Source organism: Streptomyces sp. XY431 (genome assembly GCF_001279805.1).
Lineage (GTDB): Bacteria > Actinomycetota > Actinomycetes > Streptomycetales > Streptomycetaceae > Kitasatospora > Kitasatospora purpeofusca.
The window spans coordinates 1-26,872 of the sequence record NZ_LGDO01000040.1; the positions used below are offsets into that span (position 1 = coordinate 1).

26 protein-coding genes are annotated in these 26,872 nt (G+C 74.9%); 12 read left to right on the forward strand and 14 right to left on the reverse strand.

Annotated elements, in window-relative coordinates; translation table 11 throughout:
* Positions 1-90: 90 nt before the first annotated feature.
* Positions 91-570 carry a GNAT family N-acetyltransferase gene (locus tag ADK60_RS06655; protein ID WP_053644018.1) on the reverse strand — a complete coding sequence of 160 codons (480 nt, stop codon included), beginning with the start codon at positions 568-570 and terminating at the stop codon, positions 91-93.
* Positions 571-838: 268 nt separating this feature from the next.
* On the opposite strand from ADK60_RS06655, the gene ADK60_RS06660 reads away from it, so the two are divergent.
* The 3 genes from ADK60_RS06660 (at position 839) to ADK60_RS06670 (ending at position 4,145) form a co-directional block, all read left to right on the forward strand.
* Positions 839-1,876 (forward strand): polysaccharide deacetylase family protein, encoded by a 1,038-nt coding sequence (locus ADK60_RS06660; protein WP_053644021.1) that lies wholly within the window; start codon positions 839-841, stop codon positions 1,874-1,876.
* Between the two features lie 108 nt (positions 1,877-1,984).
* On the forward strand, positions 1,985-2,659 hold the full coding sequence (locus tag ADK60_RS06665) for a GOLPH3/VPS74 family protein (protein WP_053644043.1): 675 nt from the start codon (positions 1,985-1,987) through the stop codon (positions 2,657-2,659).
* 97 nt (positions 2,660-2,756) lie between these two features.
* On the forward strand, positions 2,757-4,145 hold the full coding sequence (locus tag ADK60_RS06670; protein WP_053644045.1) for a cytochrome P450: 1,389 nt from the start codon (positions 2,757-2,759) through the stop codon (positions 4,143-4,145).
* Between the two features lie 48 nt (positions 4,146-4,193).
* On the opposite strand, the gene ADK60_RS06675 is transcribed toward ADK60_RS06670, so the two are convergent.
* The gene (locus tag ADK60_RS06675; protein ID WP_053644023.1) at positions 4,194-4,634 is read right to left on the reverse strand and encodes a hypothetical protein; all 441 of its coding nucleotides are present in this window, start codon (positions 4,632-4,634) and stop codon (positions 4,194-4,196) included.
* A 224-nt stretch (positions 4,635-4,858) separates the two neighbouring features.
* On the opposite strand from ADK60_RS06675, the gene ADK60_RS06680 reads away from it, so the two are divergent.
* The 5 genes from ADK60_RS06680 to ADK60_RS46240 all read left to right on the forward strand — a co-directional run bounded on the left by ADK60_RS06680 (position 4,859) and on the right by ADK60_RS46240 (position 7,282).
* Positions 4,859-5,098: a hypothetical protein gene (locus ADK60_RS06680; RefSeq protein WP_159394492.1), complete on the forward strand. Its 240-nt coding sequence runs from the start codon at positions 4,859-4,861 to the stop codon at positions 5,096-5,098.
* Complete coding sequence (locus ADK60_RS06685) at positions 5,095-5,421, forward strand: type II toxin-antitoxin system PemK/MazF family toxin (RefSeq protein WP_045944276.1); 327 nt, start codon at positions 5,095-5,097, stop codon at positions 5,419-5,421. Before ADK60_RS06680 ends, ADK60_RS06685 begins: the two co-directional genes overlap by 4 nt.
* 80 nt (positions 5,422-5,501) lie before the next feature.
* The gene (locus tag ADK60_RS06690; protein WP_053644025.1) at positions 5,502-6,320 is read left to right on the forward strand and encodes a maleylpyruvate isomerase family mycothiol-dependent enzyme; all 819 of its coding nucleotides are present in this window, start codon (positions 5,502-5,504) and stop codon (positions 6,318-6,320) included.
* A gap of 166 nt (positions 6,321-6,486) precedes the next feature.
* Positions 6,487-6,816: a hypothetical protein gene (locus tag ADK60_RS06695; RefSeq protein WP_053644028.1), complete on the forward strand. Its 330-nt coding sequence runs from the start codon at positions 6,487-6,489 to the stop codon at positions 6,814-6,816.
* Between the two features lie 43 nt (positions 6,817-6,859).
* Entirely contained in the window at positions 6,860-7,282 is a 423-nt protein-coding gene (locus ADK60_RS46240; protein ID WP_053644030.1) for a hypothetical protein, read from the forward strand.
* A 62-nt stretch (positions 7,283-7,344) separates the two neighbouring features.
* On the opposite strand, the gene ADK60_RS06705 is transcribed toward ADK60_RS46240, so the two are convergent.
* Positions 7,345-7,941, reverse strand: a complete 597-nt coding sequence (locus tag ADK60_RS06705; RefSeq protein WP_045944274.1) for a choice-of-anchor C family protein — start codon at positions 7,939-7,941, stop codon at positions 7,345-7,347.
* Between the two features lie 341 nt (positions 7,942-8,282).
* The gene (locus ADK60_RS06710; protein WP_053644032.1) at positions 8,283-9,518 is read right to left on the reverse strand and encodes a benzoate/H(+) symporter BenE family transporter; all 1,236 of its coding nucleotides are present in this window, start codon (positions 9,516-9,518) and stop codon (positions 8,283-8,285) included.
* Positions 9,519-9,671: 153 nt separating this feature from the next.
* Here ADK60_RS06710 and ADK60_RS06715 point away from each other — a divergent pair, with 153 nt between their 5' ends.
* Entirely contained in the window at positions 9,672-10,337 is a 666-nt protein-coding gene (locus ADK60_RS06715) for a response regulator transcription factor (protein WP_045944272.1), read from the forward strand.
* A 7-nt stretch (positions 10,338-10,344) separates the two neighbouring features.
* Here ADK60_RS06715 and ADK60_RS06720 read toward each other — a convergent pair whose 3' ends face one another.
* The 4 genes from ADK60_RS06720 to ADK60_RS06735 all read right to left on the reverse strand — a co-directional run bounded on the left by ADK60_RS06720 (position 10,345) and on the right by ADK60_RS06735 (position 14,520).
* Positions 10,345-11,673, reverse strand: coding sequence for a sensor histidine kinase (locus ADK60_RS06720; protein ID WP_079008107.1), 1,329 nt, complete (start codon positions 11,671-11,673; stop codon positions 10,345-10,347).
* Positions 11,666-13,045: an FtsX-like permease family protein gene (locus ADK60_RS06725; RefSeq protein ID WP_107094524.1), complete on the reverse strand. Its 1,380-nt coding sequence runs from the start codon at positions 13,043-13,045 to the stop codon at positions 11,666-11,668. The genes ADK60_RS06720 and ADK60_RS06725 overlap by 8 nt, the downstream gene beginning before the upstream one ends.
* Positions 13,046-13,059: 14 nt before the next feature.
* Positions 13,060-13,812 (reverse strand): ABC transporter ATP-binding protein, encoded by a 753-nt coding sequence (locus ADK60_RS06730; RefSeq protein ID WP_053644035.1) that lies wholly within the window; start codon positions 13,810-13,812, stop codon positions 13,060-13,062.
* Between the two features lie 135 nt (positions 13,813-13,947).
* The gene (locus ADK60_RS06735; protein WP_063783070.1) at positions 13,948-14,520 is read right to left on the reverse strand and encodes a universal stress protein; all 573 of its coding nucleotides are present in this window, start codon (positions 14,518-14,520) and stop codon (positions 13,948-13,950) included.
* Positions 14,521-14,817: 297 nt separating this feature from the next.
* Between ADK60_RS06735 and ADK60_RS06740 the strand changes: the two genes are divergently transcribed.
* From ADK60_RS06740 to ADK60_RS06750, 3 genes are all read left to right on the forward strand, one after another.
* Positions 14,818-15,669: a HEAT repeat domain-containing protein gene (locus tag ADK60_RS06740; protein WP_199839613.1), complete on the forward strand. Its 852-nt coding sequence runs from the start codon at positions 14,818-14,820 to the stop codon at positions 15,667-15,669.
* Between the two features lie 98 nt (positions 15,670-15,767).
* Positions 15,768-17,321, forward strand: coding sequence for a serine/threonine-protein kinase (locus ADK60_RS06745; RefSeq protein ID WP_159400326.1), 1,554 nt, complete (start codon positions 15,768-15,770; stop codon positions 17,319-17,321).
* A 257-nt stretch (positions 17,322-17,578) separates the two neighbouring features.
* Positions 17,579-17,950, forward strand: a complete 372-nt coding sequence (locus ADK60_RS06750; RefSeq protein WP_045944897.1) for a low affinity iron permease family protein — start codon at positions 17,579-17,581, stop codon at positions 17,948-17,950.
* Between the two features lie 469 nt (positions 17,951-18,419).
* On the opposite strand, the gene ADK60_RS06755 is transcribed toward ADK60_RS06750, so the two are convergent.
* The 6 genes from ADK60_RS06755 to ADK60_RS06780 all read right to left on the reverse strand — a co-directional run.
* The gene (locus tag ADK60_RS06755; protein WP_053644039.1) at positions 18,420-19,235 is read right to left on the reverse strand and encodes a YhjD/YihY/BrkB family envelope integrity protein; all 816 of its coding nucleotides are present in this window, start codon (positions 19,233-19,235) and stop codon (positions 18,420-18,422) included.
* Positions 19,236-19,321: 86 nt separating this feature from the next.
* Entirely contained in the window at positions 19,322-19,789 is a 468-nt protein-coding gene (locus ADK60_RS06760; RefSeq protein ID WP_052709736.1) for an ATP-binding protein, read from the reverse strand.
* Between the two features lie 109 nt (positions 19,790-19,898).
* A complete protein-coding gene (locus tag ADK60_RS06765) occupies positions 19,899-20,294 on the reverse strand; it encodes an STAS domain-containing protein (RefSeq protein ID WP_052709737.1) in 396 nt (131 codons plus the stop codon).
* A 132-nt stretch (positions 20,295-20,426) separates the two neighbouring features.
* Positions 20,427-21,323: an RNA polymerase sigma factor SigF gene (locus ADK60_RS06770; RefSeq protein WP_045944899.1), complete on the reverse strand. Its 897-nt coding sequence runs from the start codon at positions 21,321-21,323 to the stop codon at positions 20,427-20,429.
* Positions 21,324-21,480: 157 nt separating this feature from the next.
* Positions 21,481-23,952 carry a SpoIIE family protein phosphatase gene (locus ADK60_RS06775; protein ID WP_079008108.1) on the reverse strand — a complete coding sequence of 824 codons (2,472 nt, stop codon included), beginning with the start codon at positions 23,950-23,952 and terminating at the stop codon, positions 21,481-21,483.
* 27 nt (positions 23,953-23,979) lie between these two features.
* Positions 23,980-26,872: hybrid sensor histidine kinase/response regulator (locus tag ADK60_RS06780; RefSeq protein WP_053644041.1), on the reverse strand; the 2,893-nt coding region annotated here is incomplete at its 5' end.

Genomic DNA, 26,872 nt, shown 5'->3' on the forward strand with positions numbered 1-26,872 from the left:
GCCCCGCCCCACCCCCGGCCTGGCCGGAACCGGCCGCTCCGCTGCCGCTTCCCCGCCGGTCGGCTTCCCCCTGTGCACGGAACACCGGCCTCAGAGCGCGAGCTTGAACCCGTCGTGACTGCGGACGAAGCCCAGTCCGGCGTAGAAGCGGTGCGCGGCTTCGCGCTGCTTGTTGCTGGTCAGCTGGACCAGCGCGCAGTCGCGCGAACGGGCCCTGTCGATCGCGAGCGCCATCAGGATGCGGCCGAGGCCGCCCCCGCGCCGGTCCGCGCGGATCCGCACCGCTTCGAGCAGTGCGCGCTCGGCGCCGCCCTTGCCGAGGCCCGGGATGTAGGTCGCCTGGAGGCAGCCGACCACGGTGCCGTCCGCGTCTGCGTCTGCGTCCGCGTCCGCCAGGACGAGCAGCTCGTTGCGCGGGTCGGTGTCGATCGCGTGGAAGGCGCGCTCGTACGCCTCCGTCACCACGACGGTGGCCGGGTCCACCACCCGGTCCTCGTCCGCCAGCAGGGCCAGGATCGCGGGCAGGTCGCGGCGGGTGGCGGGGCGCAGGGTGTGGGCAGCGGTAGACATGGCTCCGACCCTAACCGGCGCCCGTCCTTCCGTTTTCCCGGCCCTCGGACTCCGTCCCCGGCCTTCGCCCCCCGGACTCCGCTTCCGACCTCCGCCCCCTCGGCCGGAAGCTGCCTGCCGTACCTGTCGTCGCGGAGGCCCGGCGTCCGTATGATCTGGCCTGCCCGCCGTCGGCGGCGGCCGTGCGCAGCCGCCCGCAGCCGACGCGCAGCAGTCCCGCCGGTCTCGAACGGTCCAAGGGAGGCGCAGCACAGTGCGGTTCGCAGGTGTGGGTCTGACGCGTGAGGGTTACCGGATCGCCGTGGCGGGCGTCGAGGACGGGCCGTCCGGGGTGGGCGCGGTGGACGAGGTGTACGAACACTGCGGTCTGGAAAGGCCGTTGGCGCGGCTGGCCGAGCTGGCGGGGGAGTCGCCGGACGGCTTCGCGGTGGTCCTCGACAGCTCCAACGGCATCATGGACGCCCCGCTCGCGGCCCTCGGCATACCCGTACTCCGGGCCGACCCGCCGCTGCTGAGCGACGGTCGGACGACGGCGCGCTCCCTGGCCGCGCTCGGCCGCTCCCGCCCCGAGGCGCTGACGGCGCTGCCGCCGGACGGCTGGACCATGGCCGGCCGCGAGGACGGGATCGCCGCCGCGGAGGCGGCCAGCGGACCGGTCGAGCGCGAACTCGCCGGACGCGGGCTGCTGTTGGCGGGAGGCGGAGGAGCCGACCCGCTGGTGGCGCTGACCTTCGACGACGGCCCGCACCCGGAGTACACCCCGCAGGTGCTGGACGTGCTCGCCCGGTACGACGCCCCCGCCACGTTCTTCTGCATCGGCCTGCACGCCCTGGCCCACCCCGGGGTGGTCCGCCGGATCGCCGCCGAGGGCCACACCCTGGGCAACCACAGCTGGTCCCATGCCTATCTGCCGGACCTCGGCCCGATCGGGCTCCGCGAGCAGCTCGGCTTCACCGCCGACGCCCTCGCCAGCGCCTGCGGGAGCACCCGCCCGCCGCGCTGGCTGCGCCCCCCGTACGGCGGCCGCAGCCCGGAACTCCTCACGGCGGTCGCCGGGTCGGGCCTCACCACGGTGCTGTGGGACGTCGACGCGAAGGACTGGTCCCGGCCCGGCCCCGGGGTCGTCGCGGAGCGGGTGCTGGACGCGGTCGGTCCGGGCTCGGTGGTGCTGATGCACGACGGCGGCGGCGACCGTTCGCAGACCGTCGCCGCGCTGCCCGAGGTGATCACCGGCCTGCGCCGGCGCGGCTACCGGATCGTCGGCCTCGACGACCTGCTCGCCGCCCGCCCGGTTCGACCCGTCTGAGGTCTTTCCGATCGAAATGATCTATCATCACTCGATCGTTCGATCGTCCCGGCCGGAGGCCACCGTCCCCGGCGCCGGGCGTTCGTACCTTGATCACGGGGGTTGACCATGCACGTCACGCTGGCCGAAGAGATCATGCTGCTGTCCTTGGACGACGACAGCGGTCAGGCCAAGGACCGCTGGGCGGTCGGCTGGATCGTCGCCGGCGGTCTGCTGCTGGAGCTGGCGCTCGCCGAGCGCATCCGCGTCGAAGGCGGCCGGGTGGAGGTGGTCGACACCGCGTCGACCGGCGACCCGCTGCTGGACGGCTGCCTGGAGTCGCTCGCGGCCTGGGCCGGGAGCACCAGGTCCGCGACGGTGGCGGCCTGGCTGAGGAAGGACCAGGCCAAGAGCGTCGGGGCCGCCCTGGAGAGCCTGCGCGGGCGCGGCATCGTCACCGAGGAACGGCACCGGATACTCGGACTCTTCCCGGTCCGCCGCTTCCCGGAGGCGGACGGCACGGTCGAGCGCGAGCTGCGCGAGCGGCTGAACGACGTCGTGCTGAACGACGCCGAGCCGGACGCGCGGACCGCCGGGCTGATCGGCCTCCTGCACGGCGCGCGCCTGTACCGGCTGGCCTTCCCCGGTGAGCCGGGCAAGCGCGTCGAGCCGAGGATGGCCGCCCTCGCCGAGGGCCAGTGGGCGGCGGACGCCGTCCAGGAGACGATCCGCGCCACCCAGGTCGCGATCCTGGCCGCCACCACCGCGGCCACCGTCGCAGCCTCCGCCGCGACCGGCGCCTGACCCCCCCCCCGCCCCGCCCTCAAGGCCGGGCCGTACCCGGGCGCGGCGGACGCCCGGGTACTGCCGCCCGCCCCCTGCCGTGTCTACGCTGCTGTACGTGTCCTCGTCCGCGCGGGATGCCGCGCCCCCCGCCTACGTCCACGCGAGCCTGCCCGGGGCGGTGCCGCTGCTCGGGCACCTGCCCGCGCTGGTGCGAGATCCGGCCGCCCTGCTGGCCGGGCTGCACCGGCACGGCGACCTGGTGGACCTGCGGCTGGGGCCGAACCGGCTGGTGGTGCCCTGCCACCCGGAGCTGCTGCGGCAGGTCTACGCCGACGACCGCACCTTCGACAAGGGCGGCCCGATCTACGGGCGCTTCCGGGAGATCCTCGGCAACGGGGTGGCGACCTGCGCCCACGCCGACCACCGGCGCCAACGCCGGATGCTGCAACCGGAGTTCCGGCCCGACCGGGTCGCCGCGTACGCGGAGGTGATGACCCGGGAGGCGGCGCTGCTCGCCGACTCCTGGCGGCCCGGCGAGGTGGTGGACGTCTTCCCGTCCTGCTACCGCTTCACCCTCCGGGTGGTGACGCGCACCCTGCTCGGCACCGAGGTGCCGGACGTCCTGGCCGGCCGCCTCCAGCGGGCGTTCGAGACCGCGTTCGCCGGAGCACTGCGACGGGTGGTCCGACTGCCCGCCGGCCCCCGCTACCGCGCGGCCGTGCGCACCCTGCGGAGCACCGTCACCGAGCTGGTGCGCGACCACCGGGCGCACGGCGCCGACCGCACCGGCCTGCTGGCGGGCCTGGTCGCCGCCCGCGACGAGGACGGCACGGCCCTGTCCGACGCCGAACTGCACGACCAGGTCGTCGCCATGCTGCTCGCCGGCACCGAGACCACCGCCTCCCAGCTCTCCTGGACCCTGCGCCTGCTGACGGCCCACCCCGACGTCCTCGCCGCCCTGTACCGCGAGCTCGACGAGGCACTGCCGGCCGGCCGACCCGCCCGGTGGAGCGACCTGCCCCGACTGCCGTACACCGAGCGGGTGCTGACCGAGGCCCTGCGGCTCCACCCGCCGGGCTGGGTCCTGCTGCGCACCTGCACCCGGACCACCGAGCTCGGCGGCCGTACCCTGCCGCGCGGCACCCAGGTGGTGCTGAGCCCGTACGTCGCCCACCACCATTCCGGGATCTTCGCCGACCCGGCCCGCTTCGACCCGGACCGCTGGCTGCCCGAGCGGGCCGCCGCGCTGCCGCGCTGGGCGTTCGCCGGCTTCGCCAACGGCCCGCGCCAGTGCCTGGGCGCGGACTTCGCCCGCACCGAGGCCGCCATCGCGCTGGCCACCCTGCTGGGGCGTCGGCGCCCCGTCGCGGTGCCCGGCCGCCGCCGCTCCGACGACCGCCCGATGCGCCTGACCACCGTCCTGCGGCCGTACCGGCTGCGCCTGCGCGTCCTCGACCGCCGTCCGCGGAGCCGGCCCGGCCCTCCGCTTCCGTCCGGGGAATGAGGCGATGCGGCCCGCGCCGGCGCGCGCGGGCCGCGTTCCGGAAGGCGGTCAGTGCGCGTTGGTGTAGATGTAGCCGCCGGTGTCCCAGTTGTAGATGGCGAGCTTGATGGTCTTGCCGGCGTCGGAGCGTCCGTTGTCGACGGCCATCCAGAAGCCGTCGTGCCGGTCGTAGGTGGCGGGGACGCCGGCCCAGTCCCAGCCGCTTCCGTTCCAGGTCAGGATCCACAGGTTCTGGCCGTAGTGGTTGGTGTTGAAGAACGCGTCGATGTACTCGTGGCCGTCGCTGCCCCAGTACACGTTCATCTGCGCGTACTCGCCGTTGGCGCTCACCGCGTCGCACCAGTGGTAGTTGCTGGTCGCGCAGGCGACCTGGTAGTCGGCCCGCTCGGTGGCCGCGGACGCCGGTCCGGCGGCGGTGAGGCTGGCGCCGACGAGGGCCGCCCCTGTCGCGAGGGCGGTCAGTGCCTGGCGGGCGTAGGGGATGGGCATGGCTGTTCTCCTGTCGGGTGTGAGGAAAGCGCCTGGCCGTGGTGCCTCCACAAGGAGAGCAGCCGCCGACCTCCGGCGGGGATGTCAAGAGGGCCCGGACGGCGGGTATGTCCGGCACGGGCCGGGTCGGGGACCGGCCGCCGTGTCTTGACACCCGGGCGGGCCCCGCCGCAGGCGCCGACGGCACCTGGCCGCCGGTACCGGATGCCGGTACCGTCATGGCCATGCCAGCCTTGAACGTCTCCTTCACGGAGGCCGAGCTGACCCGGATCCGGCGGGCGGCGGCCGCCGCCGGACTCCCGGTCAAGCGCTTCGTCCACATCGCCGCCCTCGACCGGGCCCTGGCCGTCACCCTGGAGGCGGGCTACCGCCACATGAGCCGAACGCTCGGGCGCGCCGAGGAGACGGCGCTCGCCGACCGGGCCACCTACTTCGCCGTCAGCGCCATGGAGGGGACGCTGTGACCTCGCTGCGACGCGGGGACGTGATCGTCGTCGGGCGCGACGGCATGGGCGGGATGTGGGTGGTGATCTCCAACGACACCCGCAACGCCGTCCTGGACACCGTCGTCGTCGCCCAGATCGGCACCGGCTCGGACGAGTGGCCGACGGCCGTCTCCATCGGTGCGCACCAGGGGTGCACGGTGGACGACGTTGCCGGTCACGTCCTGGCGGACTTCGTGACCACGATCCGCCCCGGCCTCTACGACGTCGAGGTGCAGGAGAAGCGGCTCGACGAGCGGACGATGCACGCCGTCAGCGAGCGGCTGCGCCTCGCCCTGCCGTGAGCCTGAGGTACTTCGCGGTGCGGCCCGGCCTGCGGCGCGGGTCTGGACAGGGACGGGGGAGTCGGCCATGGTTCTCCACCATGACCCTCCCGTTCCCCGCGCAGGGGCCCGGCGCCGGGCGCGGCGCGCTGTTCGACGCGGTCACCGAGGTCGGTGACGCGGCCGTCGCCCTGCTCGCCGACTGCCGCGGCGCGACCCCGATACCCGGCGCGGAGTGGACGGTCGCCGAGGCGGCCGCGCACCTGGCGATGGCCAACGAGCTGATGGCGGAACTCGCGGCCGGCGCGGACCGGCCGTACGGGGACGGCACCCCCGGCTCGCTGGCGGCGGCCAACGCGGCCTCGCTGGCCGAGCGGCCGGAGCGGGACCCGGCCGTGCTCGGCGCGGAGATCGCCCGGCAGGCCCGGCGGTTCACCGCGGCGGCCGGCCCGCGCGGCGGCGGGGAACCGGTGCTGACCCCGCTGGGCGGCATGGACCTGGACACGCTCGGCGCCTACCTGCTGACCCACATGCTGGGCCACCTCTACGACATCGCCGTCGCGCTGGGGCGGCCGCACCCGATCGACCGGCGGCGGGTCGGGCTGACGATGCCCTTCCTGCGGACGGCCATGCCGCTGGTGGTGGACTCCCAGGCGGCGGCCGGCCACAGCGCCTGCTACCGCTTGCGGGTGCGGGGCCTGGACGGTTTCGCGGTCACCTTCACGGACGGTGCGGCCGTGGTGAGCCAGGAGCCGCCGCGCCGTCCGGACTGCACCATCCTCACCGAACCGGTGGCGTTCCTCCTCATCGCGCTGGGCCGCTTCACCGCCACCGACGCGCTCCGCCGGGGCCAGGTGCTGGCCTGGGGCCGCCGGCCGTGGCTGGCCTCCTCCTTCCCCGGGCTGTTCGCCGCCCCCTGAGGGCGCTTCCCGGCCGGGCGTCCGGAGTCCGTATTCGACGGTGCTCGAAGGGCTTTGTCCGGCCGAACTCCGTACACGGAGACTGATGTTGCCGACTCCGCCCCGGCGATCGTCCGGGGCGCGGGGTCGGTGTCGTGACCATCGGATCCGCTCTGGAGGAGTTCCCGTGAGCCGTTCTTCCTCGCTCCGTCTGCGCGCCACCGTCGTGGCGGTCGCGGCCTCGGCCTGCCTGCTCGGCGGTGTCGCCGCCGCCGAGGCCACCCCCGCGGCCCCCGCCGGGGTCTCCGCGACCGCCGCGACCGAGTCGGCGTCCTTCACGGCCAACGGCTACGGCTACACGCAGTCCGCGGCGGTGTCCAGCGCGGCCGAAGCGGCCTTCGCGAAGGCGCAGCGGGCCGGCTGGCTGCGGAGCCAGTGCTACCTGCGCGGCACCGACATCAAGCCGACCGGCACCGGTGCGTACTCGGTGGTCGCCGAGGTGTTCTGCCAGCGCTGACCCACCCCCGATGTCCACCGAGAAGGAAAGTAGGACCACTGAGATGACGTCGATGTTCGTCCGGGGCGCGGCCGCGCTCGTCCTCGCGGGTCTGGCGGCGCTCGTGCCGACCGCCGCACAGGCCACCACCGGCACCACCGGCACCACCGGCACCACCGGCACCACCGGCACCACCGGCACCACCGCCACCACCGCCACCACCGCCACCGCCACCGCCACCGCCACCGCCACCGGCACCCGCACCGGCGCGGTCACGGCGGCCGTCGCGCAGGAGACGCAGAGGTTCACGGGCTCCGCCTACGAGAACAGCCCCAAGAAGGCGAAGCGCGAGGCCGAGACGCAGGCTCGCCACAGTGCGCTGCTCAGCGGCTTCCTCAACGAGCAGTGCGTGCTGCTGTTCGCCGAGTCCTACCGGCTCGCCCCCGGCTACTACGGGGCGAACGCCGCGATCAGCTGCACCCGCTGAACGTGTGGGGGCCCGGTGGTGCGGCCGCACCACCGGGCCCCCGCGCTCGTGGAGCGGCCCGGTCAGCCGCAACAGGGCTTGCACTCCTTCACCTGCACGTTGTCGACGACCGGCCCGTACGCCCCGCCGACGGTGCTGGTGAAGCCCAGGGTGGTCGACGCGCCCTGCGCGACGAAGGTGAACTGACGGCCCACGTAGCCCATGGCGGCGAACGTCCGGCCGGTGACGTCGAAGGAGAAGTCCTGGAAGTTCTGGCCGTCGACCAGCGCCCGGCCGGTCTTCAGGGCCGGCGCGCCCGCCGGGTTGCCGGCCAGGGAGTAGGTGACCGAGTAGGTGGTGCCCGGGACGGTGGTGAAGCTCTGGGTGACGGTGCCGGCGTTGGAGCCGTTGAGGTCCACCGACTGGTCGCCCTCGGCGGCCTGCCAGAAGCCGGCGCCGATCAGGTCGACGCTGCCGCTCGCGACGCTCCACGGGCCGATGGTCTGACCGGCGGTCAGCGGGATGTAGGAGTTCGCGGGGGCCTTGGGCGTCTCGAAGCTGCCGTCGTCGAACCGGCTGAGCGCCCGGTTGCCGCCGGCCGCCTGGGCGGGGACGGCCAGGGCGGTGGCGCCGGCGACGAGCAGGGCGACGGCGGCGATGCGGGTGCGCGAGAACGACATGGGTGCCCTCCCGGGGCTGACTGTGAGTGGGATCAGCCGATGATCGGCTGTGCACAGAGCGTCCGCCGTCGCGGTGATCCCTGCCAAGGCCGGGCAGGTGGCGCCCGGTGTCGCGCCCGGCTCGTGTCAGTGCTCTCGCACGCCGGTTTCGACCGCTTCGGGCCGGTCCCGCCCGGCCGGGCGGGACCTCGGCGCACGGCCGCGGTACCTGGGACCCGCCCCGACCTGGGCGCCTCCCGGGGAGCGGAACGATTCGTGCACGCCCCTCCCGTGCCGCGCACTCCGCTGCCGCGGTGCTTTCCGCTGGCTGCCGCTACCGCTGCCCGCCGCTGCCGCTACCGCTACCGCTGCCCGCCGTCCCGCCGGGCGTCCAGGACCAGGTGGGTGCCGAGCCCGAACACCAGCCCCCAGAACGCCGAGCCGATACCGAACAGGCTCATCCCCGAGGCGCTCGCCAGGAACGTCACCATCGCCGCGTCCCGCCCGCGCTCCTCGGCGACCGCCGCCGCCAGGCTGCCCTGCAGGGAGGCCAGCAGCGCGACCCCGGCGATCACCGCGATCAGTTCCTTCGGCAGCCCGGTGAACAGACTCACCAGCACCCCGCCGAAACTGCCCACGAGCACGTACAGCGCACCCGAGGACATCGCCGCCACATACCGGCGGCGCGGATCCGGGTGCGCCTCCGGGCCCGAGCAGATCGCCGCCGTGATCGCGGCCAGATTGACCCCCGGCGAGCCGAACGGCGTCATCAGCACCGATATCGCGCCGGTCGAACCGATCAGCAGCCGGTCGTCCGCCCGGTAGCCGAAGGCCCGCATCACCCCGAGACCCGGCGCGTTCTGCGAGGCCAGGGTCACGATCGTCAGCGGCAGCGCCAGACCGACCAGGGCCGACCAGGAGAACGCCGGCGCCGTCAGCACCGGCACCGTCGGCCCGCCCGAACCCAGGCGCAGCGGCAGCCCGACCGTCAGCGCCGCCAGCACCCCGCCGGCCAGCAGCGCCACCGGCACGGCGTACCGGGGCGCGAACCGCTTGGCCATCAGGAACGCCGCGAAGGCACCGACCACCAGCGTCGGCGCGCTGTGCACGGCACCGAAGATCCCGGCGCCGAAGGAGAACAGGATGCCCGCCAGCATCGCGTTCACGATCCCCACCGGCACCGCGGCGATCAGCCGCCCGAACCACCCGGTCACCCCGAACAGCGTCACCGTCACCGCACTCACCAGGAACGCCCCGATCGCCTCCCGGTACGGGTAGTCGCCCAGGCTGGTCACCAGCAGCGCGGCCCCGGGCGTCGACCAGGCGGTGACCACCGGCGTCCGCGTCCACCAGCTCAGCGCGAAGCCGCTCACCCCGCTGCCGATCGCCACCGCCCAGATCCAGGAGGCGGTCTGCGCCGTGTCCAGCCGCCCGGCGGCGGCCGCCGCGAGCACCACCACCAGGGGACCGGAGAACGACACCGCGACGCACACCAGGCCCGCCAGCAGCGCCGGCCCCGACACATCCCGCCGCAGCGCCCGACGCTCCCCGTCCCCGTCCGCCACCGTCTCCGGCCGGGCCGTCAGTTCGTTTGTCATCCCGGCAGTATCCCGAACCCGCCCGAGCGCGGATCGGCCCGGGCCCGGGCCCGCCCGAGCGCGGATCGGCCCGGGCCCGGGCCCGCCCGAGCGCGGTCCGGCCCGCCCACCTGCGGCTCCCGGGCCGGATCCGGCGGACCCGATAATGGCGTCATGATCGACAAGCGGTTGCGCGTGGTACTGGCCGAGGACTCCGTCATCCTCCGGGACGGCATGGTCGAGCTGCTCGGCGCGCGGGGGTGCGAGGTGGTGGCCACGGCCGGGACGGCGCCCGAGCTGCTCGCCGCGGTGGCCGAGCACCGGCCGGACGTCGCCGTGGTGGACATCCGGATGCCGCCCACCCACACCGACGAGGGGATCCGGGCCGCCGTCGAGATCCGTTCGACCGACCCGGGGACGGGCATCCTGGTGTTCTCCCAGCACGTCGAGACGGCCTGGGCGGCCCGGCTGCTGGCCGGCGGCGCCGCGGGAATCGGCTATCTGCTGAAGGAACGCGTCGCCCGGACCTCGGAGTTCATGGACGCGCTGCACCGCGTCGCCGACGGCGGGACGGCGCTCGACCCGGAGGTGGTCACCCGGCTGATGCGCGGCGCGCGGCGGCGCCTGGTGGACACCCTCACGCCGCGCGAGCGCGAGGTGCTGGAGCTGATGGCGCAGGGCCACTCCAACCGCTCGATCGCCACGCTGCTGGTGGTGTCCGAGCGGGCGGTGGAGAAGCACGTGGCCGCCGTCTTCACCAAGTTCGACCTGCCCGCGACGGACGTGGACAACCGGCGGGTGAAGGCCGTGCTCGCGTACCTCGCCGACCAGGAGGGGTGACGACACCTCACAGGGCCGCCGGGAGCTCGGCCGTGACCGTGGTGGGCCCGCCGGGCGGGCTGTCCACCCGCAGCACCCCGTCCACCGCCGCCAGCCGCTCGGCCAGACCGGCCAGGCCGCTCCCGCTCCCGGGCACCGCCCCGCCCCGGCCGTCGTCGCGCACCAGCAACCGGACCCGGCCGTCGGCCGCGCGCACCGCGAGTTCGGCGGAGCGGCCGCCGCTGTGCTTGGCGATGTTGGTGAGCAGCTCGGCGGCACAGTAGTAGACCGCCTGTTCGATGGCCGGCTCCGGCCGTTGCCGCAGGTCCAGGCGAATGTCGACCGGTACGGGGCAGGTCGCGGTGAGACCGGGCAGGGCCTCGCCGAGGCCGCCCTCCGGCGTCACCGGATGGATGCCCCGGGTGAGCAGCCGGAGTTCGGCGATGGTGTCGTCCGTCTGCCCGCGGGCCCGGGTGACGAGGGCGCGCAGCCGGTCGGTGTCCGCGGGTGTGCCGGGCCCGGGGGCCGGGTCCGCGGGCAGACGGACGGGGCCGAGCGCGTCCTCGGCGAGCGCGAGCGTGATCGCCAGCGCGACCAGCCGCGCCTGCGTGCCGTCGTGCAGATCGCGCTCCAGCCCGCGGAGCCGGTCGGTGTTCGCCGCGATCAGCCCGGTGCGGGCGTTCTCCAACTGTCGTACGCGCTGCTGCGCCCGGACCGGTCCGAGCAGGACCCGGGCCAGCCGCCGGTTCACCCCGCTCAGGGCCCGGACCGCGCCCGGCGCCGAGGCCAGCAGCACCAGGCCCAGGGGCACGGCGACGAACTCCGGCCAGCCGGTCGCCCGGGGGCCGGGTTCCAGCAGCCGGACCCAGAGCGGGAAGCCGACCAGCCACCCGCCGCCGAGCGGAAGCAGCACGGCGGCCGCGAGTCCGAGAACGCCCAACGGCAGGCGCAGCACCAGGTGGAGCAGCACCCGCCAGGCGACCGGATCGGTGAGCACCACCCGGCCCCGGGCCAGTACCCCCGCCGGGCGGGGCAGCGGGGCCGGCGGCTCGATCCGTTCGCCGAGCAGCCGGCCCACCAGCCACCGCTGCGGTGCGCCGAGCCTGCGCACGCCCAGCAGCGCGAGGACGACGAACGGCAGGCCGACCACCGTCAGCGAGAGCAGGACTCCCGCGTACAGGACCGCGATCGCGTAGAGCCCGCCGAGCAGCGCGACCGGCAGCCCGAGGATCGCGAAGGCCCAGTCCCCGCCCCGGACGGCGAGGTGGCGCCGCCACCCGGGCGCGGCACCCCGGCCCGTGCCGTCGGTCGTGCAGCCCGCCGTACTGCCGCCCGCGCCGTCGGCACGTTCAGTCACGGCCGCCGCCCACCAGCTCCGCAGCCGGTCCGCCGACCGCCCAGCGGCCGGTGACCAGGATGCCCGGCAGGACCAGCGCCGCCGCGCCCGCCACGATCCACCCGCAGGTCCCCACCGGCACCGGCGGCACCGCCGAACCCGTCACCGCGGCGCTGAACGCCGAGGCCGCGGCGCCCGCGACCGCCGCGCCGAGGAGGACGCCCACCGCGGTGGTCAGCGCCGCCTCCGCCGAGAGCATCCGCAGCAGCTGCGGCCGGGTGGCGCCCACCAGGCGCAGCAGGGCGAACTCCCGGCGCCGGTCGGCCGTCACGGCGACCAGAGTGTTGACGACGGAGACCGTGGCGAAGCAGACCAGCATCCCCAGCTCGGCCTGCCGCAGCCAGATGTCGGTGGCGGAGGTCACGGAGGAGGCGGAACCCCCCGCTGCCGCTGTGGCCCGCCCGGCGGTGAATGTCATGATCGACATGGTGCCCGACAGCCCCACCAGCAGTGCGACCGGTACCACCGCGGACGACAGCCGCCGTGCGTAACCGCGGAGATTGGCGTCGGCCAGCCAGCCCGCTCCGGGCGCCAGCACCCGGAGCGGCCCACCCAGGACGGCCGCCAGGACCCGTGCCGCGAACGGTCCCGCCAGGGCGACCGCGACCAGCAGCACCAGCGAGGCGAGCAGCGCGGCCTGCCCCGCCTTGTCCACCTGGTCGGCCGGCCGCGTCGCCGACAGCCGCAGCAGCAGGACACCGCCCACCAGCGCGCCGGTCCCGGCGAGCAGCCGCAGCGCACCGGTCCGCGCGTGCTCGGTCGAACTCGCGGTCAGCGCCGCCGCGGGCGCGATCCGGGAGATCCGCCGGGCCGCCACGGCGGAGGCCGCCAGCCCGACGAGCAGCACGACGCCGAGGGCGACCAGCATCGGCACCGGTGTCCCCGGCACCCGGACGGCCGACGACGCCATGCCGCGCCGCTGGAGCGCGGCGAGGAACCACCGGGCCGCCACCGCGCCGAGCGCCCAGCCCGGCACCGCCACCAGCAGGGTGGTGACGAGGACCTCGCCGCGCACCAGCCGCCGGGTCTGCCGGGGTGTCGCCGCGACCGTGCGCAGCAACGCCAGTTCACGGTGCTGCTGACGGAGCGCGAAACCCAGCGCGTTGACCACGACGAAAAACGCGACCAGGACGGCGATCTCGCCGAACGCCCCCGCGATCACCATCAGCCCCGGTCCGGCGGCCGCCTTCCGGACGGCCGCCGGGGTGGCGAGCTCGGCGGCGAACAGGGAGCCGAACAGGGTGACCGCGGCGATGGCGAGCAGCAGGGCGACCGCCGTTCCGGCGAAGGCGGCCGGACGCCGACGCAGCTGTCCGAGGACGAGGGAGGTCAGGGAGGTCATCGCGCTCACCCGCCCAGCCGGCTCAGGCGCTCGCCGACCTCGGCGGCGGTGGGACGCTCCAGCTCGTCGACCACCCGGCCGTCGGCCAGCATCAGCACCCGGTCCGCGTACCCGGCGGCCACCGGGTCGTGGGTCACCATGACGCAGGTCCGGCCGTCCCGGTCCACCCCGGACCGCAGCAGGGCCAGCACCTCGTGCCCGGTGGACCGGTCCAGGGCGCCGGTCGGCTCGTCGGCGAACAGCACCTCGGGGCCGGAGACCAGGGCCCGGGCGATCGCCACCCGCTGCTGCTGACCGCCGGAGAGCTGCCCCGGCCGGTGCCGCTCGCGCCCGGCCAGGCCGACCCGGGCCAGCGCGTCCAGCACCTGTTGCCGGTCGGGCCGCCGCCCGGCCAGCCGGCCGGGCAGCTCCACGTTCTGGGCGACCGTCATGGCCGGCATCAGGTTGAAGGCCTGGAACACGAACCCGACCCGGCTGCGCCGCAGCTCCGCCAGCCGCCGCTCGGGCAGCCCGGACACCTCGGTGTCGCCCCACCGGACGGTGCCCCGGGTGGGCCGGTCCATCCCGGCGAGGCAGTGCAGCAGGGTGGTCTTCCCGGAGCCGGACGGCCCCATCACCGCGGTGAACGTGCCCGGGGCGAAGGCCACGGACACCCCGCGCAGTGCCCGCACCGCGGCGGTGCCGCGTCCGTACTCGCGGTACAGCTCGTCCGCCCTCGCGGCGGCCGGGGTACCGGTGGTCTGTGTCGTTCCGTTCATACCGCCATCCTGGGCGGCCGCCGCGCACCGATCGATGGTGCGGCCCCCCGAACCGGGGGTTCGGTTTTCCGAACCCTCCGGCCCCGTCAGGGGCGGCCCTCGCGATCACCCTCGGCCGGGCGGCCGGCCCGGTGATCAGCGCACGCCGACGGGGCGGGGGAGGGAGCCTCCGGCGCCGTGGTGGCCGGCCGCGAAGGGGAGCGGTGCGCCGCTGCGGGCACTGAACTCCAGCCGCTCCAGCAGCTCGGACGGGGAGACGGGGACGACCGGGCAGCTCGCGTGCGCGTGGCAGTGGCCCAGGACGGAACCGGGCAGCAGCCGGCCGAGGCGGCCGTGCCGACCGGTGCCGATCAGCAGCCGGTCGGCCGGTCCGGTGACGGCGGAGACCAGGGCGGGCCCGGCGCCGCCCCGGACCGTCAGCGGGTGGATGATCAGGCCGGCCGGGTAGCCGCCGAAAGCCTGCTCGAAGGCGGTGTCGATGCGGCGGCGGGCGGCGTGCTCCAGTTCGGACAGCGGGCGCGGTCCCCGCTGGTCGCCGTCCGAGGGCGACCAGGCGGCGACCGGGACGAGGACGGCCTCCCGCCGGGCGGCCTCGGCCACAGCGCGGTACAGCGCCGCGAGGCTGCCCAGGGAGCCGCTGAGTCCGACGATCACTCTGGTGGTGCCGCTCGTGGGGCCGGTCGTGGTCCCGCTCGTGGTGCCGGTCATGGCTGCTCGCCTCCGCCTCGGTCGCGTGACACCCGGTGGGTCCCCGCCTCCGGGGACCCTTGTCCATGGAACGCTCCCGCCGCCGCGCCCGGGCCGCCGCTGACGGCACCATGACGGCGGGGGGCGCGTTCTTGACGGACCCATGACGGTCGCGGGCCGCCCGGTGCGGGCGCACAACCGGCGGTCCACCCGGTACGCCAGGTTCTACGAGCGGATGAGCTCCGCCGCCCCCGGCGGGCGCGGAGCGGCGGGTAATTCCCCGGACTCCGCGGGGCCGAACGCCTAGCATGCCGAGTCATGGCGATATTTGTGCACCTGACGGCGGCGGCGAACGCGCCGCGCATCCGGCGGGCCGGGATCCGCGCGGTCAGTCACGGCCAGGACGGCGCACGCGGGGTGTACTGCTTCCCGGTGCTGCCGTCGTACACGCTCACCCACCAGTGGATGCGCGAGTTGGGCCGCTTCGACCGGCGGGGTGGGCGGGTGGCCGTCCACGTCCGGCTGGACGACGCCCAGCCGGTGCTGGTCGGGTCCTACTGGGACCGGGCACTGGGCGACCAGGCCGAGGTCCCCGCGGCGGAGGCGGTGCGGCGGATCGCGGCGCTGGACGACCCGCGCGGGTGGGAGGTGTTCGTGCCCCGGGCGATCGGGCGGGCGGAGGTGCACCGGGTCCGCGCCGCCCCGCAGGTGGTGGGTTGGCGGTACCGGCCCGACGCACACGGGACCCGGCCCTGCACCTGTGTCGGGTGCCGGGTGCGGGGCGGGTACGGGGCGCGGCGGCTGCGCGAGCGCCTCCCGCACCCGCTGGACGGCCCGCCGCCGCCGACCGGCGTGCTGCTCGCCCGGATCGCGGCCGCCGGGGATCCGGGCGACCCGGCCGAGCTGGAGGCGGTCCTGGACTGGTTCAGGCTGCTCCGGCGCCGCCGGGGCCCGATCGCCGAACTCGCCCACCTCGCCGCCCATCCCGACCACCGCGTCCGGGAGTCCTTGGTGTGGGCGATCGGCGACTGGCGCACGCCCGGGGTCGCCGAACTGCTGGCCGGCCTCGCCGACGACCCGGCCCCGGACGTCCGCGAGGCGGTGGCGCGGGCACGGGGGTTCGTCCGGCCGGGGACGGCCGACCCGGAGCCGTTCCCGGCCGACGTGTAGCCGTTCCCGGTCGGCTGACCCCGTGCTCGCCGGGGGACCCCGGCCCGCTGATCGGGAACCCCGGACGAGGCTGCGCCGGGCCGTCCGCGCACACTACGGTGAGCCGGACGGGACTCGGGGTGGGGGAGCGGATGCGGCAGGGCACGATGATCAACGACCGGTACCGGATGGACCGTTGCGTCGGTACCGGTGGGATGGGGGCGGTCTGGAGGGCCCAGGACACCCGGCTGCAACGGGACGTCGCGGTCAAGGTCCTGCTGCCCCAGGTCGACGGCGCGGAGGACCAGGGGGCTCAGACCCGCTTCGAGCGGGAGGCCCGGATCACCGCGCGGCTCCAGCACCCGAACATCATCGGCGTGCACGACTACGGCATTCACCGGGAGGCCGGTCTGGCGACGCCCTACGTGGTGATGAGCCTGCTCACCGGCCGGTCCGTCGCCGACGCCCTGCGCTCGGGTGAGCGGCTCGACCCCGTCCGGGCGGTGGAGTGGGGCGTGCAGATCTGCAACGCGCTGGCCGCCGCCCACGCGGTGGACGTCGCGCACCGGGACATCAAGCCCGGGAACCTCTTCCTGACCCGGCACGCGGACGGCACGGAAGCCGTCGTCGTCCTCGACTTCGGCATCGCCGCCTACCTGATGGCCGGCCACACCCGGCTCACCCCCGCCGGCAGCGGCATCGGCACCCCGGCCTACATGGCCCCGGAGCAGGCCAGGGGCCTGCGGGTCGACGGCCGCGCCGACCTCTACTCCCTCGGCTGCGTGCTGTACGAACTCCTCACCGGCACACCGCCCTTCGGCTTCCGCGGCAGCCCGTACGCCGAGGTGGAAGCCCATCTGAACGAGCAGCCCGTGCCACCGCGGCACCACCGGCCCGACCTGCCCGGCGGCCTCGACCGCGTCGTCCTGCAGCTCCTGGCCAAGGACCCGGCGGACCGCCCCGGCTCGGCGCTGGCCGTGGCCGAGGCGCTGCGAGCCGCCGTCGCCGCACCCGCCGTCGCCACGCCCACCGTCGTGGTCGCCACACCGACCGCCGTGGTCGCGACGCCTCCGCCTCCGCCCCTGCCTCCGGCCACGGCCGTCCGGCTGCCTACCGTCGCCGAGCTGACGACGGCCCACGAGCTGGCCGGCTCCCTCAGCCGGGAGGGACGCCACAACGAGGCGGCGGCCGTACTGGCGCAGGTGGCCGACGGCCGGGCCCGGCTGCTGGGCGCCGCCCACCCGGACACGCTCAGGGCGCGCAACAACCAGGCCTACAACCTGGGCGAGGCCGGGCAGTACCGGGAGGCGGCCCGGCTGCTGGAGCAGGTGGCGGCCGACCGGCAGCGCACCCTGGGGCCCGACCACCCGCACACCCTCACCAGTCGGCACAACCACGCCTACTACCTGGGTGAGGCCGGGTACCGCGAGGAGGCGGCGCGGCTGCTGGAGCTGGTGGCGGCCGACCGCCGGCGCGTCCTCGGCCCGGACCACCCGCACACCCTCACCGCACGGCACAACCACGCCTGCAACCTGGGCGAGGCCGGGCACCACGGGGAGGCGGCGCGGCTGCTGGAGCAGGTGGCGGCCGACCGCCACCGGGTGCTGGGCCAGTTCCACCCGCAGACCGTGAAGTCCCGCAAGAGCCGCGCGATCCACGCCGCCCGGAGCTGATGCCCGGAGCTGACGCCCGGGGGACCGCCGGCGCCGGCCAGGGGTCCCCGCGGCGGCCGCCGAGGACGAGGATGAGGACGACGACGAGGACGAGGGCGACGACGTCGGCCTCCTCGCCCTGGGCCCGGTGGACGGTGGCGGAGCGGAAGCCTCCCGGACCCGTCCCGGTCGTGGCCGACTCTCCGCGCGCGAACTGGGCACACGCTGCTGGGACGGGCCGGGAGCCGCCGTACGGGTGGCCGGAGAGGAGCGACGCCATGACATTCCAGCACCCGGCGCGCAAGGGTACCGACGGGGAGCGCGGACGGTTCGCGCGGTTCGCCGAACTGGCGTCGAACTTCACCAGTTCCCCGGTGTTCGCGGTGTTCTGCCTGGGCCTCGTGGTGGCGTTCGTCGCGGTGCACATGGCGGGGCTGTCGACCGAGTGGCAGATCCTGGCGGGCGACTCGATGGCGGCGGTGGCCCTGTTGCTGCTGGCGATGCTGAAGAACGCCGAGCGGCGGGCCGAGCACGCGGTCCAGCGCAAGCTGGACGCGATCGCGCGGGCGCTGCTCGAACAGCAGGAGGGCGAGCGCGGTCAGGCGCACGAGGACCTGAAGGCAGCCGTCCGGATGGAGGAGCGGCTCTGACCGCCCCGGTGCGCGGTGCTCGCGGCGCCACGGCGCCCGCCCGCGCTCCCGCCCGCGTGAGGCACGTCCTCAGTCCGGCGGCTCGGCGGGGCTGTACCGCCCGGGGGCAGGCCGGCTGCGGCCGGGTTCGGTATCGGGCTCCGGGGACGGCGGCTCGGGCGGGAAGATCGGGACGGGCCGGCCGGGAGGGGCCGGCGGGTCGGGTGTCACGGGCGGCCGGCCCGGCTCCGGCGGTGTCGGCGGTGCAGGTGGTGCGGGCGGCCCGGGCGGGGGCGTCGGAGTGAGGTCGGGGTCCGGAGGGACGGGGACGGTGCCCATGGGCGCGGTTCTCCTGTCGGTCGGGGACGGGTGTTCCAGATCTTCCATGCTCCCCGGATATCCCCGATCCGGGGAGGCAAACCGGTGGATCCCAGGGCAATAGCCCCGGAATCCTGAACCCGGAGCCCGGAACCGCCGACCCGGGCCGCCCTCAGACGGGGGCACCGTCCGGACGGTCGGCGCCGTCGGCCCGTTGCAGCGCCCGGCCGACGACGCTCCCGCCGTAGACGGTGAACCCGACCCCGATCAGCCACGCCTGCACGACCAGGACCGTGCCGACGGTGCCGTAGGAGACGGCGTTGGACACCAGCAGCGGTGCGAAGACCAGCCGGGAGAACAGCCGCAGTCCGGCCAGGGCCGCCATCGTGGCGACCGCCCCGGGCAGCAGACTGCGCCACGGCGCCCGGGGGCCGAGCAGCAGGCGCGGCAGCCACCAGAACAGCAGGACGCCGCCGAGCACGGTGGTGGCGATGCGCAGGGCGGGCTGGGCGTCGGTGCCGTGCCCCGGCACGCCGCTCCAGGCGGCGAGCACCAGGTAGGCGGTCACGGCGGCCAGGGCCACGGCCTGGCGCCACACGCCGTGCCACGGCCCCGCCGGAAGACCCCAGATCCGCTCGTAGGCGGACTGCATCGCGCCGGTGAGGGAGACGCCGAACACGGCGAGTGCGGCGAGGCCGAGACCGGTGGTGGTGCTGAGGACCTGTCCGCGCGGGCCGAACAGCACGCCGACGGACCGGCTGCCGCGGGCCGTGAGCCCCAGACCGTCGGTGATCCACTGGGCGATGCCGTTACCCCGGGCGGGGGAGGCCGCCGCGATCACCATGAGCAGCGGGACCAGGGTGACGAAGAACAGGGCGGCGAAGGCCAGCGAGCGCTGCATCAGCTCGATCTCGTGCCCCTGCCGCCACACACGCCGGCACACCGCCCCCAGCCGGCGCCCGGCCGCGGGGACGGCGGTGCTCGTCACGGTGCCACCTCCGTTCGGGGGTCGCCGGTGCGTCTGCCCGGCCGCGGGAAGGCCATGCCTGCCGCGAGCCGTGGGGTCGGACGGGGTCAGAACCGTACGGCGACGGGCCGGGCGTCGATCTCGGCCCAGACGGTCTTGCCCCGCTCGTGCGGTACCGCGCCCCACCGGTCGGAGGCCTGCTGCACGATGTACAGGCCGTGCCCGCCGGGCAGGCCGGGGTGGTGCGGCCGGCGGGGCGCGGGCAGGACCGGGGAGGTGTCGCTGACCTCGATCCGCAGACGCGCGGGGGAGAGGTCCAGGACGAGTTCGAGCGGGCCGTCGGTGTGGAGCACGGCGTTCGCGGTGAGCTCGGCGACCAGCAGGACGACGTCACCGGCCTCGGGCCACGCCCAGTCGGTGAGCGCGGCGAGGGTGAACTCCCTGGCCCGCGCGACGGGTTTGTGCTGCCCGGCGAAGGTCGTCCGGCGGCGCTGGTGCCCGCCGGCCGGCAGCACCGACCTGACGGGCCGGACCTCGGTGCGCTTCTCGTCCAGGGTCTCCCGGCGAGTGTTCATGAACGGGTGCCCTTTCGGTTCGGCGCTCTTCGCCGGTCTGCTTCCCGCCCGGCTCCGGTTCATGCACCTGCGCCCCGGGCGCGCCACGCCACTCGTCCGTCACCCGCGTTCACCGGGGTGCGGCGAGCGCGTCCCCGACCGACGGGTGGAGCGCGAACACCGTGTCGGCACCGGTCAGCTCCAGCAGCCGCAGCACGGTGGGGGAGGCGGCCGCGAGGCGCAGTTCGGCGCCGGCCGCGGTGGCGCCCATGCGGGCCTTGAGCAGCAGGTTGAGGCCGGAGGAGTCGCAGAAGCCCACCTGTTCGAGGTCGACCACGAGGACCCGCGGACGGGTCCGGAGCGCCTCGTCGAGGGCCTGCTCGGCCGGGGGGAGGGTCTCGATGTCGAGGTCGCCCACGAGGACGCACACGGCGCTGCGGTCGTCGACCGGAGGCAGCGGGGCGGTGGAGCCGGCTGCGGCGGCCGCCTCCCGCGGGGCGGTTGCTGGGTCGTTCTGGGTCGGCATGGTCGTCCCCTCCACGGATGTCCTCACGGCCTCACGCCTCACGGCCTCACGACCTTACGCGCACGGCGCGGTCCGGCCGAACGGCGGCCGCCGGACACGGGTGGTGTCCGGCGGCCGGGTGTCGCGGCCCGCTCAGCCGCCGTCGAGACCGCGGCGCAGCTGCTGGAGCGTGCGGCTGAGCAGGCGTGACACGTGCATCTGGGACAGGCCGAGGCGTGCGCCTATCTGGGACTGCGTCATGTCCTGGGTGAAGCGCATGGACAGGATGAGGCGCTCGCGTTCGGGCAGCGCGGCCACCAGCGGTTCGAGGGACACCAGGTCCTCGACCAGGTCGAGCCGTCGGTCGTGCTCGCCGAGGCGGTCCGCGAGCGGGCTCGTGCCCTCGTCGTCGCGGCCGCCGACCAGGTCGATGGAGTCGGTGCTGTGCGCGTTGGCGGCGGTGAGGCCCTCGACGACCTCCTCCTGCGACAGGGACAGGTGCTCGGCGAGTTCGGCGACGGTCGGGGCCCGGTCGAGGCGCTGGGAGAGCGCCTCCTGGGCCCTGGCGAGGGTGATGCGCAGTTCCTGAAGCCGCCGCGGCACGTGGACGGCCCAGGTGGTGTCGCGGAAGTGGCGGCGTATCTCGCCCAGGATGGTGGGGACGGCGAAGGTGGTGAACTCCACGCCGTGGCCGATGTCGAAGCGGTCGATCGCCTTGATCAGGCCGACCGAGCCGACCTGGAGCAGGTCGTCCGTGCTCTCGCGGTGCGAGCCGAAGCGGCGGATCGCGAACCGGACCAGCGACAGGTTCACTTCGACCAGGGTGGAGCGCACGTAGGAGTACTCGCGGGTGCCCTCCTCCAGGGTCGCGAGTCGTGCCAGGAGTACCCGGGTGAGCTCGCGGGCGTCGGCCGGGGCGACCTGCCGGGGGTCCTCGACATCGGCCAGCTCCGGGAGGACCGTCCGCGTCGGGGCGGGTGCGGCGGCCGTCGACGGTCCGGTCCGGTGCTCGGGCGTGGCAAGGAGGATGTCGTCACTGGTCGTAGCCATGCCGGTCCTTTCCCTCGGTGGTGCGGTCCGTCCCCCGGCTACCCGCTCCCGCGGATCGCACGCCTGCTTCTCGTGTGAATGCTTCGTGAAGGACCGGCCGCGGGGGCGCGGGCCGGCCCCGGGGCGCTCACTCCTCCGGCGCTCACCCCTCCAGTGCTCACTCCACCGCCGCGTCGGCCGCCCGGTCGACCGAGATGCCGACCAGGCAGGTGTCGTCGTCGGTGTCCGCGCTGCTGTAGCGCAGCAGGTGGTCCAGGTGGCTCTCCAGGGAGTCGGGTGTGCCGTCCTTGGCGAGGGAGGTCGTCTCGCTGAGCGACAGCAGGCTGTCCAGCGAGGCCTGGACGGATTCGTCGCGGCGTTCGATGAGGCCGTCGGTGAACATCACCAGCGTGTCGCCGGCCCGGAGGTCGAGGTGCGACTCGTCGTAGTCGGCGTGGTCGAGCGCGCCCAGCAGGATCCCGCCCGGCTGCGGCAGGGCGCGGGCCCGGCCCTCGCGCAGCAGGACCGGCGGCAGGTGGCCGGCCCGGGCCCAGCGCAGCCGCCGGGTCCCGGGGTGGTAGAGCGCGCAGACGGCGGTGGCCGTGACGTTGTCGGTGAGGTGGTGGGTGACGCTGTTGAGCCAGGTCAGCAGCTGGGCCGGACCGGCGCCGGTGGCGGCCAGGCCGCGCAGGGCGTTGCGCAGGGCGACCATGCCGGTCGCGGCGTCGATGCCGTGCCCGGCGACGTCGCCGACGCACAGCAGGATCTCCCCGGAGGGCAGGGCGAGCGTGTCGTACCAGTCGCCGCCGACCAGGTGGTCCTTCTCCGCGGGGCGGTAGCGCACGGCGACCTGGAGGTCGTGCAGGGTGAGCGGGCCGCGGGCGGGCGGCATGATGGCGTGCTGCAGCTGGAGGGCGAGGCGGCTGCGTTCGGCGGCCTGCTGCTCGCTGTGCGCCAGCTGGTCGCGGGTGGCGGCGAGGGCGACCTCGGTCCAGTGCTGGGCGGAGATGTCCTGGTAGGCGCCGCGGACGGTGGTGAGCGCCGCGTTCTCGTCGTGCACCGGTTCGGCGACGACGCGGATGTGGCGGGCGACGCCGTCGGAGCGCTGCAGCCGGAAGGCGGTGGAGGCCGGGCGCCGGTGGTGCAGCAGGGTGCGCAGGAACCGGCCGATCGCCGGGCGGTCGTCGGGGTGGGCGTGCTCGGGGAGCTGCTCCAGGGCGATCGGCTGGGCGGTGGCGGGCAGGCCGTGCAGGTCGAACAGGGTCTCGTTCCAGGCGATCTGGCCGGTCTGGACGTTCTCCTCGAAGCCGCCGATCCTCCCCAGGCGCTGCGCGTGCTGGAGCAGCCGGGCCACCCGCGGCGTCCCGTCGTCGAGCCGCCAGATCACCACGATGTGCCGGCCGTGCCGGCTGATGCTGACCCGGGCCCGGGCGAGCAGCGGGATGCCGTCGACGGTGGCGGCCAGCCGCATGTCCGTGGTGCGGAACGGCTCGCCGGTGGCGAAGACGTGCTCCACCTTCTCGGCCAGGCCGCCGGCCTCGGCGGCCAGCGGGTAGGCCTCCAGCAGGCGCGCGCCGGCGACCGCGCTGTTCGGTCGGCCGGCGAAGTCGACGAACGCGGGGTTGACGTGCCGGACGGCGAACTCCAGGGGCAGTTCGGAGCGGCCGGGCGCGAGCCGGAGGATCAGGCAGGGGTCGAGCACGCCGTCGGTGAGCCGTTGCAGGTCGTCGAACTCCTGGTCGGTCCGCTCGGGGCCGGTGGGTTCGGTCCAGGGCTCCAGGGTGGTGGCGCACAGTTCCGCCAGTGCCTCGAACTGGCGCTGGAGCGGCTGGGACCGCGGGGGCAGGCCGGTGGGCCAGCAGATCTCCAGCACGCCGATCAGCCGTCCGCCGGTCCCGGCCGGCACCGCGATGCGTCCGCCGGTGTACTCGTGCTGGCCGATGGTCGGCAGCGCCGCCTGCACGAGGGTGGGGTAGGCGATCGTCTCCCGTTCGTCGAGCGCCCGGCGGGCCGGGGTGGACACACCGGGTGGGACGTACCGCCAGCGGCGGGCCTCCGCCTCGCTGAAGCCCGCGCTGCCTTCGAGGGTCAGCGACTGGTCGGGGTGGGCGGCCCAGATCGCGACGGCGACGGCGCCCAGCGGGCGCAGCGCGGTCGCGAGCATCGAGTCGGCCACCGACTCGCTGTCGCCGGCGGCCAGGCTGTGCGCCTCGGCGACGCGCAGCCGTACCGCGGCCTCCTCGTGGCGGTCCACGGAAGAGGTGATGAACTCGCGGGCGATGGCGGAGATCCGGTCCGCGGCGACCTGGTTGACCAGTTCGGCGGCGAACTCCAGCACGGGCACGCCGGCCTGTTCGGCGAGCGCGGTCAGCTGGGCGGCCGCCTCCGTCGGGCCGCAGCGCAGCCGTTCGACCAGGACGCCGGCGGCCATCTCGACCAGGGAGCGGCCGGCGGCGTCGGCCTGGGCCCGGGCGAGCTCCGAGCGGAGGTTCTCCACCGTGGCGGCGAGGCGGGTGACCGCGGCGGGGGCCGGGCGGGTGCCGGTGGGCCGGTCGCCCGCGTGCTCGCGCTGCGGTCCCACCGTGGGTGTGCCGGTGTGGGGGAAGGCCCCCGCGGTATGGTCCGCGGGCGGGTCGAGGGGTTGGTGCACGGCGGTCTCCTGACGGTCGGGTGCGGGTCAGCCGTGTCCGGGGTTCAGTGCCTGGGCAGTGAGCTGGTCCCTGATCCGGCCGATCAGGTCGGCGGCGTCGACCGGTTTGGTGACGTAGTCGCTGGCTCCGGCGGCGAGGCTCTTCTCCCGGTCGCCGAGCATGGCCTTGGCGGTGACGGCGATGATCGGCAGCCGCTCGTGCTCGGGCATCGCGCGGATCGCGGCGGTGGCGGTGTAGCCGTCCATCTCGGGCATCATGACGTCCATCAGGATGACGTCGATCGAGGCATGGGTGGCCAGGGCGTCCAGTGCGGCGCGCCCGTTCTCGGCCTGCAGCACGTTCATCCCGTGCAGTTCGAGGATCCCGGTGATCGCGTAGAGGTTGCGGTCGTCGTCGTCCACGACCAGCGCGGTGCGGCCGGCCAGGCTCGGGTCGGCGTCCGGGTCCCACGCCGGTGCGGTACGGGCCGTGCGCGGGCGGATGTCCTCGGGCCGCTCGGCGCTCATGTGCAGGGCGACGCGTTCGCGCAGCTCGTCGAGGCTGGAGAGGATCTCCAGGGGCCTGGTCGCACCGCGGGTGAGCAGGTCGTCGTCGGTGGCGACGGCGCGGCTGCGGTGGGCGAGCACGGGGACGGACTGCAGGGCCGGGTCGCCGTCCATGTCCTTCAGCAGGGCGAGCGCGGCGCCGTCGGCCAGGTCGAGGTCGAGCACCAGGCAGTGGCAGGGCCCGTCGGCCAGGGTGGCGGCGGCCTCGTGGACGCCGACGGCGGTGATGATCTCCACTTCGCGGCCGTCGGTGCGGGGCAGGTCGGCGAGGGCGTTCTCGGCGACGAGGCCGAGCAGCCCGTTGGCGCGGGCCTCGACGACCAGCAGGCGGCGCGCGGGCAGCGGCACCGCGGGGCTGTCGGCGAGCGGCGGACCGCCGACGGGCTCGACGGCCGCCGCGGCCGCCGTGGCGGGCTCGGACAGGTCGGGCCGGGTGGTGGGCAGGTAGAGGGTGAAGGTGCTGCCCTGGCCGAGGGTGCTCTCGACGGTGATCGCGCCGCCCAGCAGATAGGCGATCTCGCGGCTGATCGACAGGCCGAGCCCGGTGCCGCCGTACTTGCGGCTGGTGGTGCCGTCGGCCTGCTGGAAGGCGCCGAACACCGTCTCCAGGTGCTGCGGGGCGATGCCGATGCCGGTGTCGGTGACCCGGAAGGCGACGACGGGGCCGTCCCGGCGCACGCCGTCGGGGAGTTCCGCCTCGGCGGCGGGCTCGATGCGCAGGTCGACGCCGCCCTGCGCGGTGAACTTGACGGCGTTCGAGAGCAGGTTGCGCAGCACCTGGCGCAGCCGGTAGTCGTCGGTGCGCAGCTCGCCGGGGACGCCGTCGCCGGTGCGCACGGCGAAGGCCAGGCTCTTCTGGCCGGTCATCGGGCGGAAGGTGCCCTCGACGTAGTCGACCAGGGTGGCCAGCGGCACCGTCTCGATGTTGAGGTCCATCTTGCCGGCCTCGACCTTGGACAGGTCGAGGATGTCGTTGATGAGCTGGAGCAGGTCGGAGCCGGCGGAGTGGATGATGCCCGCGTACTCGACCTGCTTGGCGGTGAGGTTCCGGGTGGGGTTCTGGGCGAGCAACTGGGCGAGGATCAGCAGGCTGTTGAGCGGGGTGCGCAGTTCGTGGCTCATGTTGGCCAGGAACTCCGACTTGTACTTCGAGGCGACGGACAGCTGGTGGGCGCGGTCCTCCAGTTCCTGGCGGGCCTGCTCGATCTCCAGGTTCTTCGCCTCGATGTCGCTCTTCTGCGCCTCCAGCAGCTCCGCCTTCTCCTCCAGCTCGGCGTTGGAGACCTGCAGTTCCTCCTGGCGGGCCTGCAACTCCTCGGAGCGGGCCTGGAGTTCGGCGGTGAGCCGCTGGGACTCGCCGAGCAGCTCGTCGGTGCGGGCGTTGGCGACGATGGTGTTGACGTTGACGCCGATGGTCTCCATCAGCTGGCCGAGGAAGTCGCGGTGCACCGGTGTGAACGGCTGGACGGCAGCGAGCTCGATCACACCGAGGACCTGGTCCTCGACGATGATCGGCAGCACCATCAGGGCCAGCGCGTCGGTGCGGCCCAGGCCGGAGGTGGCGGACAGGTAGCCGGGCGGCAGCTGGTCGACGGCGATGGTGCGGCGGCTGCGGGCGGACTGGCCGACGAAGGACTCGCCGAGCCGGAACGGGCCGGGCCGGGACGAGTCGCTGGGGAAGGCGTAGGAGGCGACCAGCCGCAGCACCGTCCCGTCGTCGGTCTCCTCGGCGAGGTAGAAGGCGCCGCACTGCGCGGAGACCAGCGGGGTCAGCTCGTCCATGATGGACTCGGCGACGACCCCCAGGTCCCGGCGGCCCTGCATCAGCGCGGAGAAACGGGCGAGATTGGTCTTCAGCCAGTCCTGGTCCTCGTTGGCGCGGGTGGTCTCGCGCAGGGACTCCACCATGAAGTTGATGTTGTCCTTGAGGTCGGCGACCTCGCCGGAGGCGTCCACGGTGATCGAGCGGGTGAGGTCGCCGGCGGTGACGGCGTTGGTGACCTCGGCGATGGCGCGCACCTGGCGGGTGAGGTTGCCGGCGAGTTCGTTGACGTTCTCGGTGAGGCGCTTCCAGGTGCCGGAGACGCCCTCGACCTCGGCCTGGCCGCCGAGCCGCCCCTCGCTGCCCACCTCGCGGGCCACCCGGGTCACCTCGGCGGCGAACGAACTCAGCTGGTCGACCATGGTGTTGATGGTGGTCTTGAGTTCGAGGATCTCGCCGCGCGCGTCGACGTCGATCTTGCGGGTGAGGTCGCCGTTGGCCACCGCGGTGGTGACCTGGGCGATGTTGCGGACCTGGCTGGTGAGGTTGTGCGCCATGAAGTTGACGTTGTCGGTGAGGTCCTTCCACGTCCCGGCGACGTTCGGGACCCGG

Bases quoted from the DNA above. Each gene is read 5' to 3' on its own strand.
- ADK60_RS06655 (WP_053644018.1), bottom strand. From the start codon at position 570: ATGTCTACCGCTGCCCACACCCTGCGCCCCGCCACCCGCCGCGACCTG.
- ADK60_RS06675 (WP_053644023.1), bottom strand. From the start codon at position 4,634: ATGCCCATCCCCTACGCCCGCCAGGCACTGACCGCCCTCGCGACAGGG.
- ADK60_RS06665 (WP_053644043.1), top strand. From the start codon at position 1,985: ATGCACGTCACGCTGGCCGAAGAGATCATGCTGCTGTCCTTGGACGAC.
- ADK60_RS06765 (WP_052709737.1), bottom strand. From the start codon at position 20,294: ATGCCGACCCAGAACGACCCAGCAACCGCCCCGCGGGAGGCGGCCGCC.
- ADK60_RS06750 (WP_045944897.1), top strand. From the start codon at position 17,579: ATGACATTCCAGCACCCGGCGCGCAAGGGTACCGACGGGGAGCGCGGA.
- ADK60_RS06715 (WP_045944272.1), top strand. From the start codon at position 9,672: ATGATCGACAAGCGGTTGCGCGTGGTACTGGCCGAGGACTCCGTCATC.
- ADK60_RS06705 (WP_045944274.1), bottom strand. From the start codon at position 7,941: ATGTCGTTCTCGCGCACCCGCATCGCCGCCGTCGCCCTGCTCGTCGCC.
- ADK60_RS06760 (WP_052709736.1), bottom strand. From the start codon at position 19,789: ATGAACACTCGCCGGGAGACCCTGGACGAGAAGCGCACCGAGGTCCGG.
- ADK60_RS06710 (WP_053644032.1), bottom strand. From the start codon at position 9,518: ATGACAAACGAACTGACGGCCCGGCCGGAGACGGTGGCGGACGGGGAC.
- ADK60_RS06680 (WP_159394492.1), top strand. From the start codon at position 4,859: ATGCCAGCCTTGAACGTCTCCTTCACGGAGGCCGAGCTGACCCGGATC.
- ADK60_RS06740 (WP_199839613.1), top strand. From the start codon at position 14,818: ATGGCGATATTTGTGCACCTGACGGCGGCGGCGAACGCGCCGCGCATC.
- ADK60_RS06735 (WP_063783070.1), bottom strand. From the start codon at position 14,520: ATGACCGGCACCACGAGCGGGACCACGACCGGCCCCACGAGCGGCACC.
- ADK60_RS46240 (WP_053644030.1), top strand. From the start codon at position 6,860: ATGACGTCGATGTTCGTCCGGGGCGCGGCCGCGCTCGTCCTCGCGGGT.
- ADK60_RS06690 (WP_053644025.1), top strand. From the start codon at position 5,502: ATGACCCTCCCGTTCCCCGCGCAGGGGCCCGGCGCCGGGCGCGGCGCG.
- ADK60_RS06730 (WP_053644035.1), bottom strand. From the start codon at position 13,812: ATGAACGGAACGACACAGACCACCGGTACCCCGGCCGCCGCGAGGGCG.
- ADK60_RS06770 (WP_045944899.1), bottom strand. From the start codon at position 21,323: ATGGCTACGACCAGTGACGACATCCTCCTTGCCACGCCCGAGCACCGG.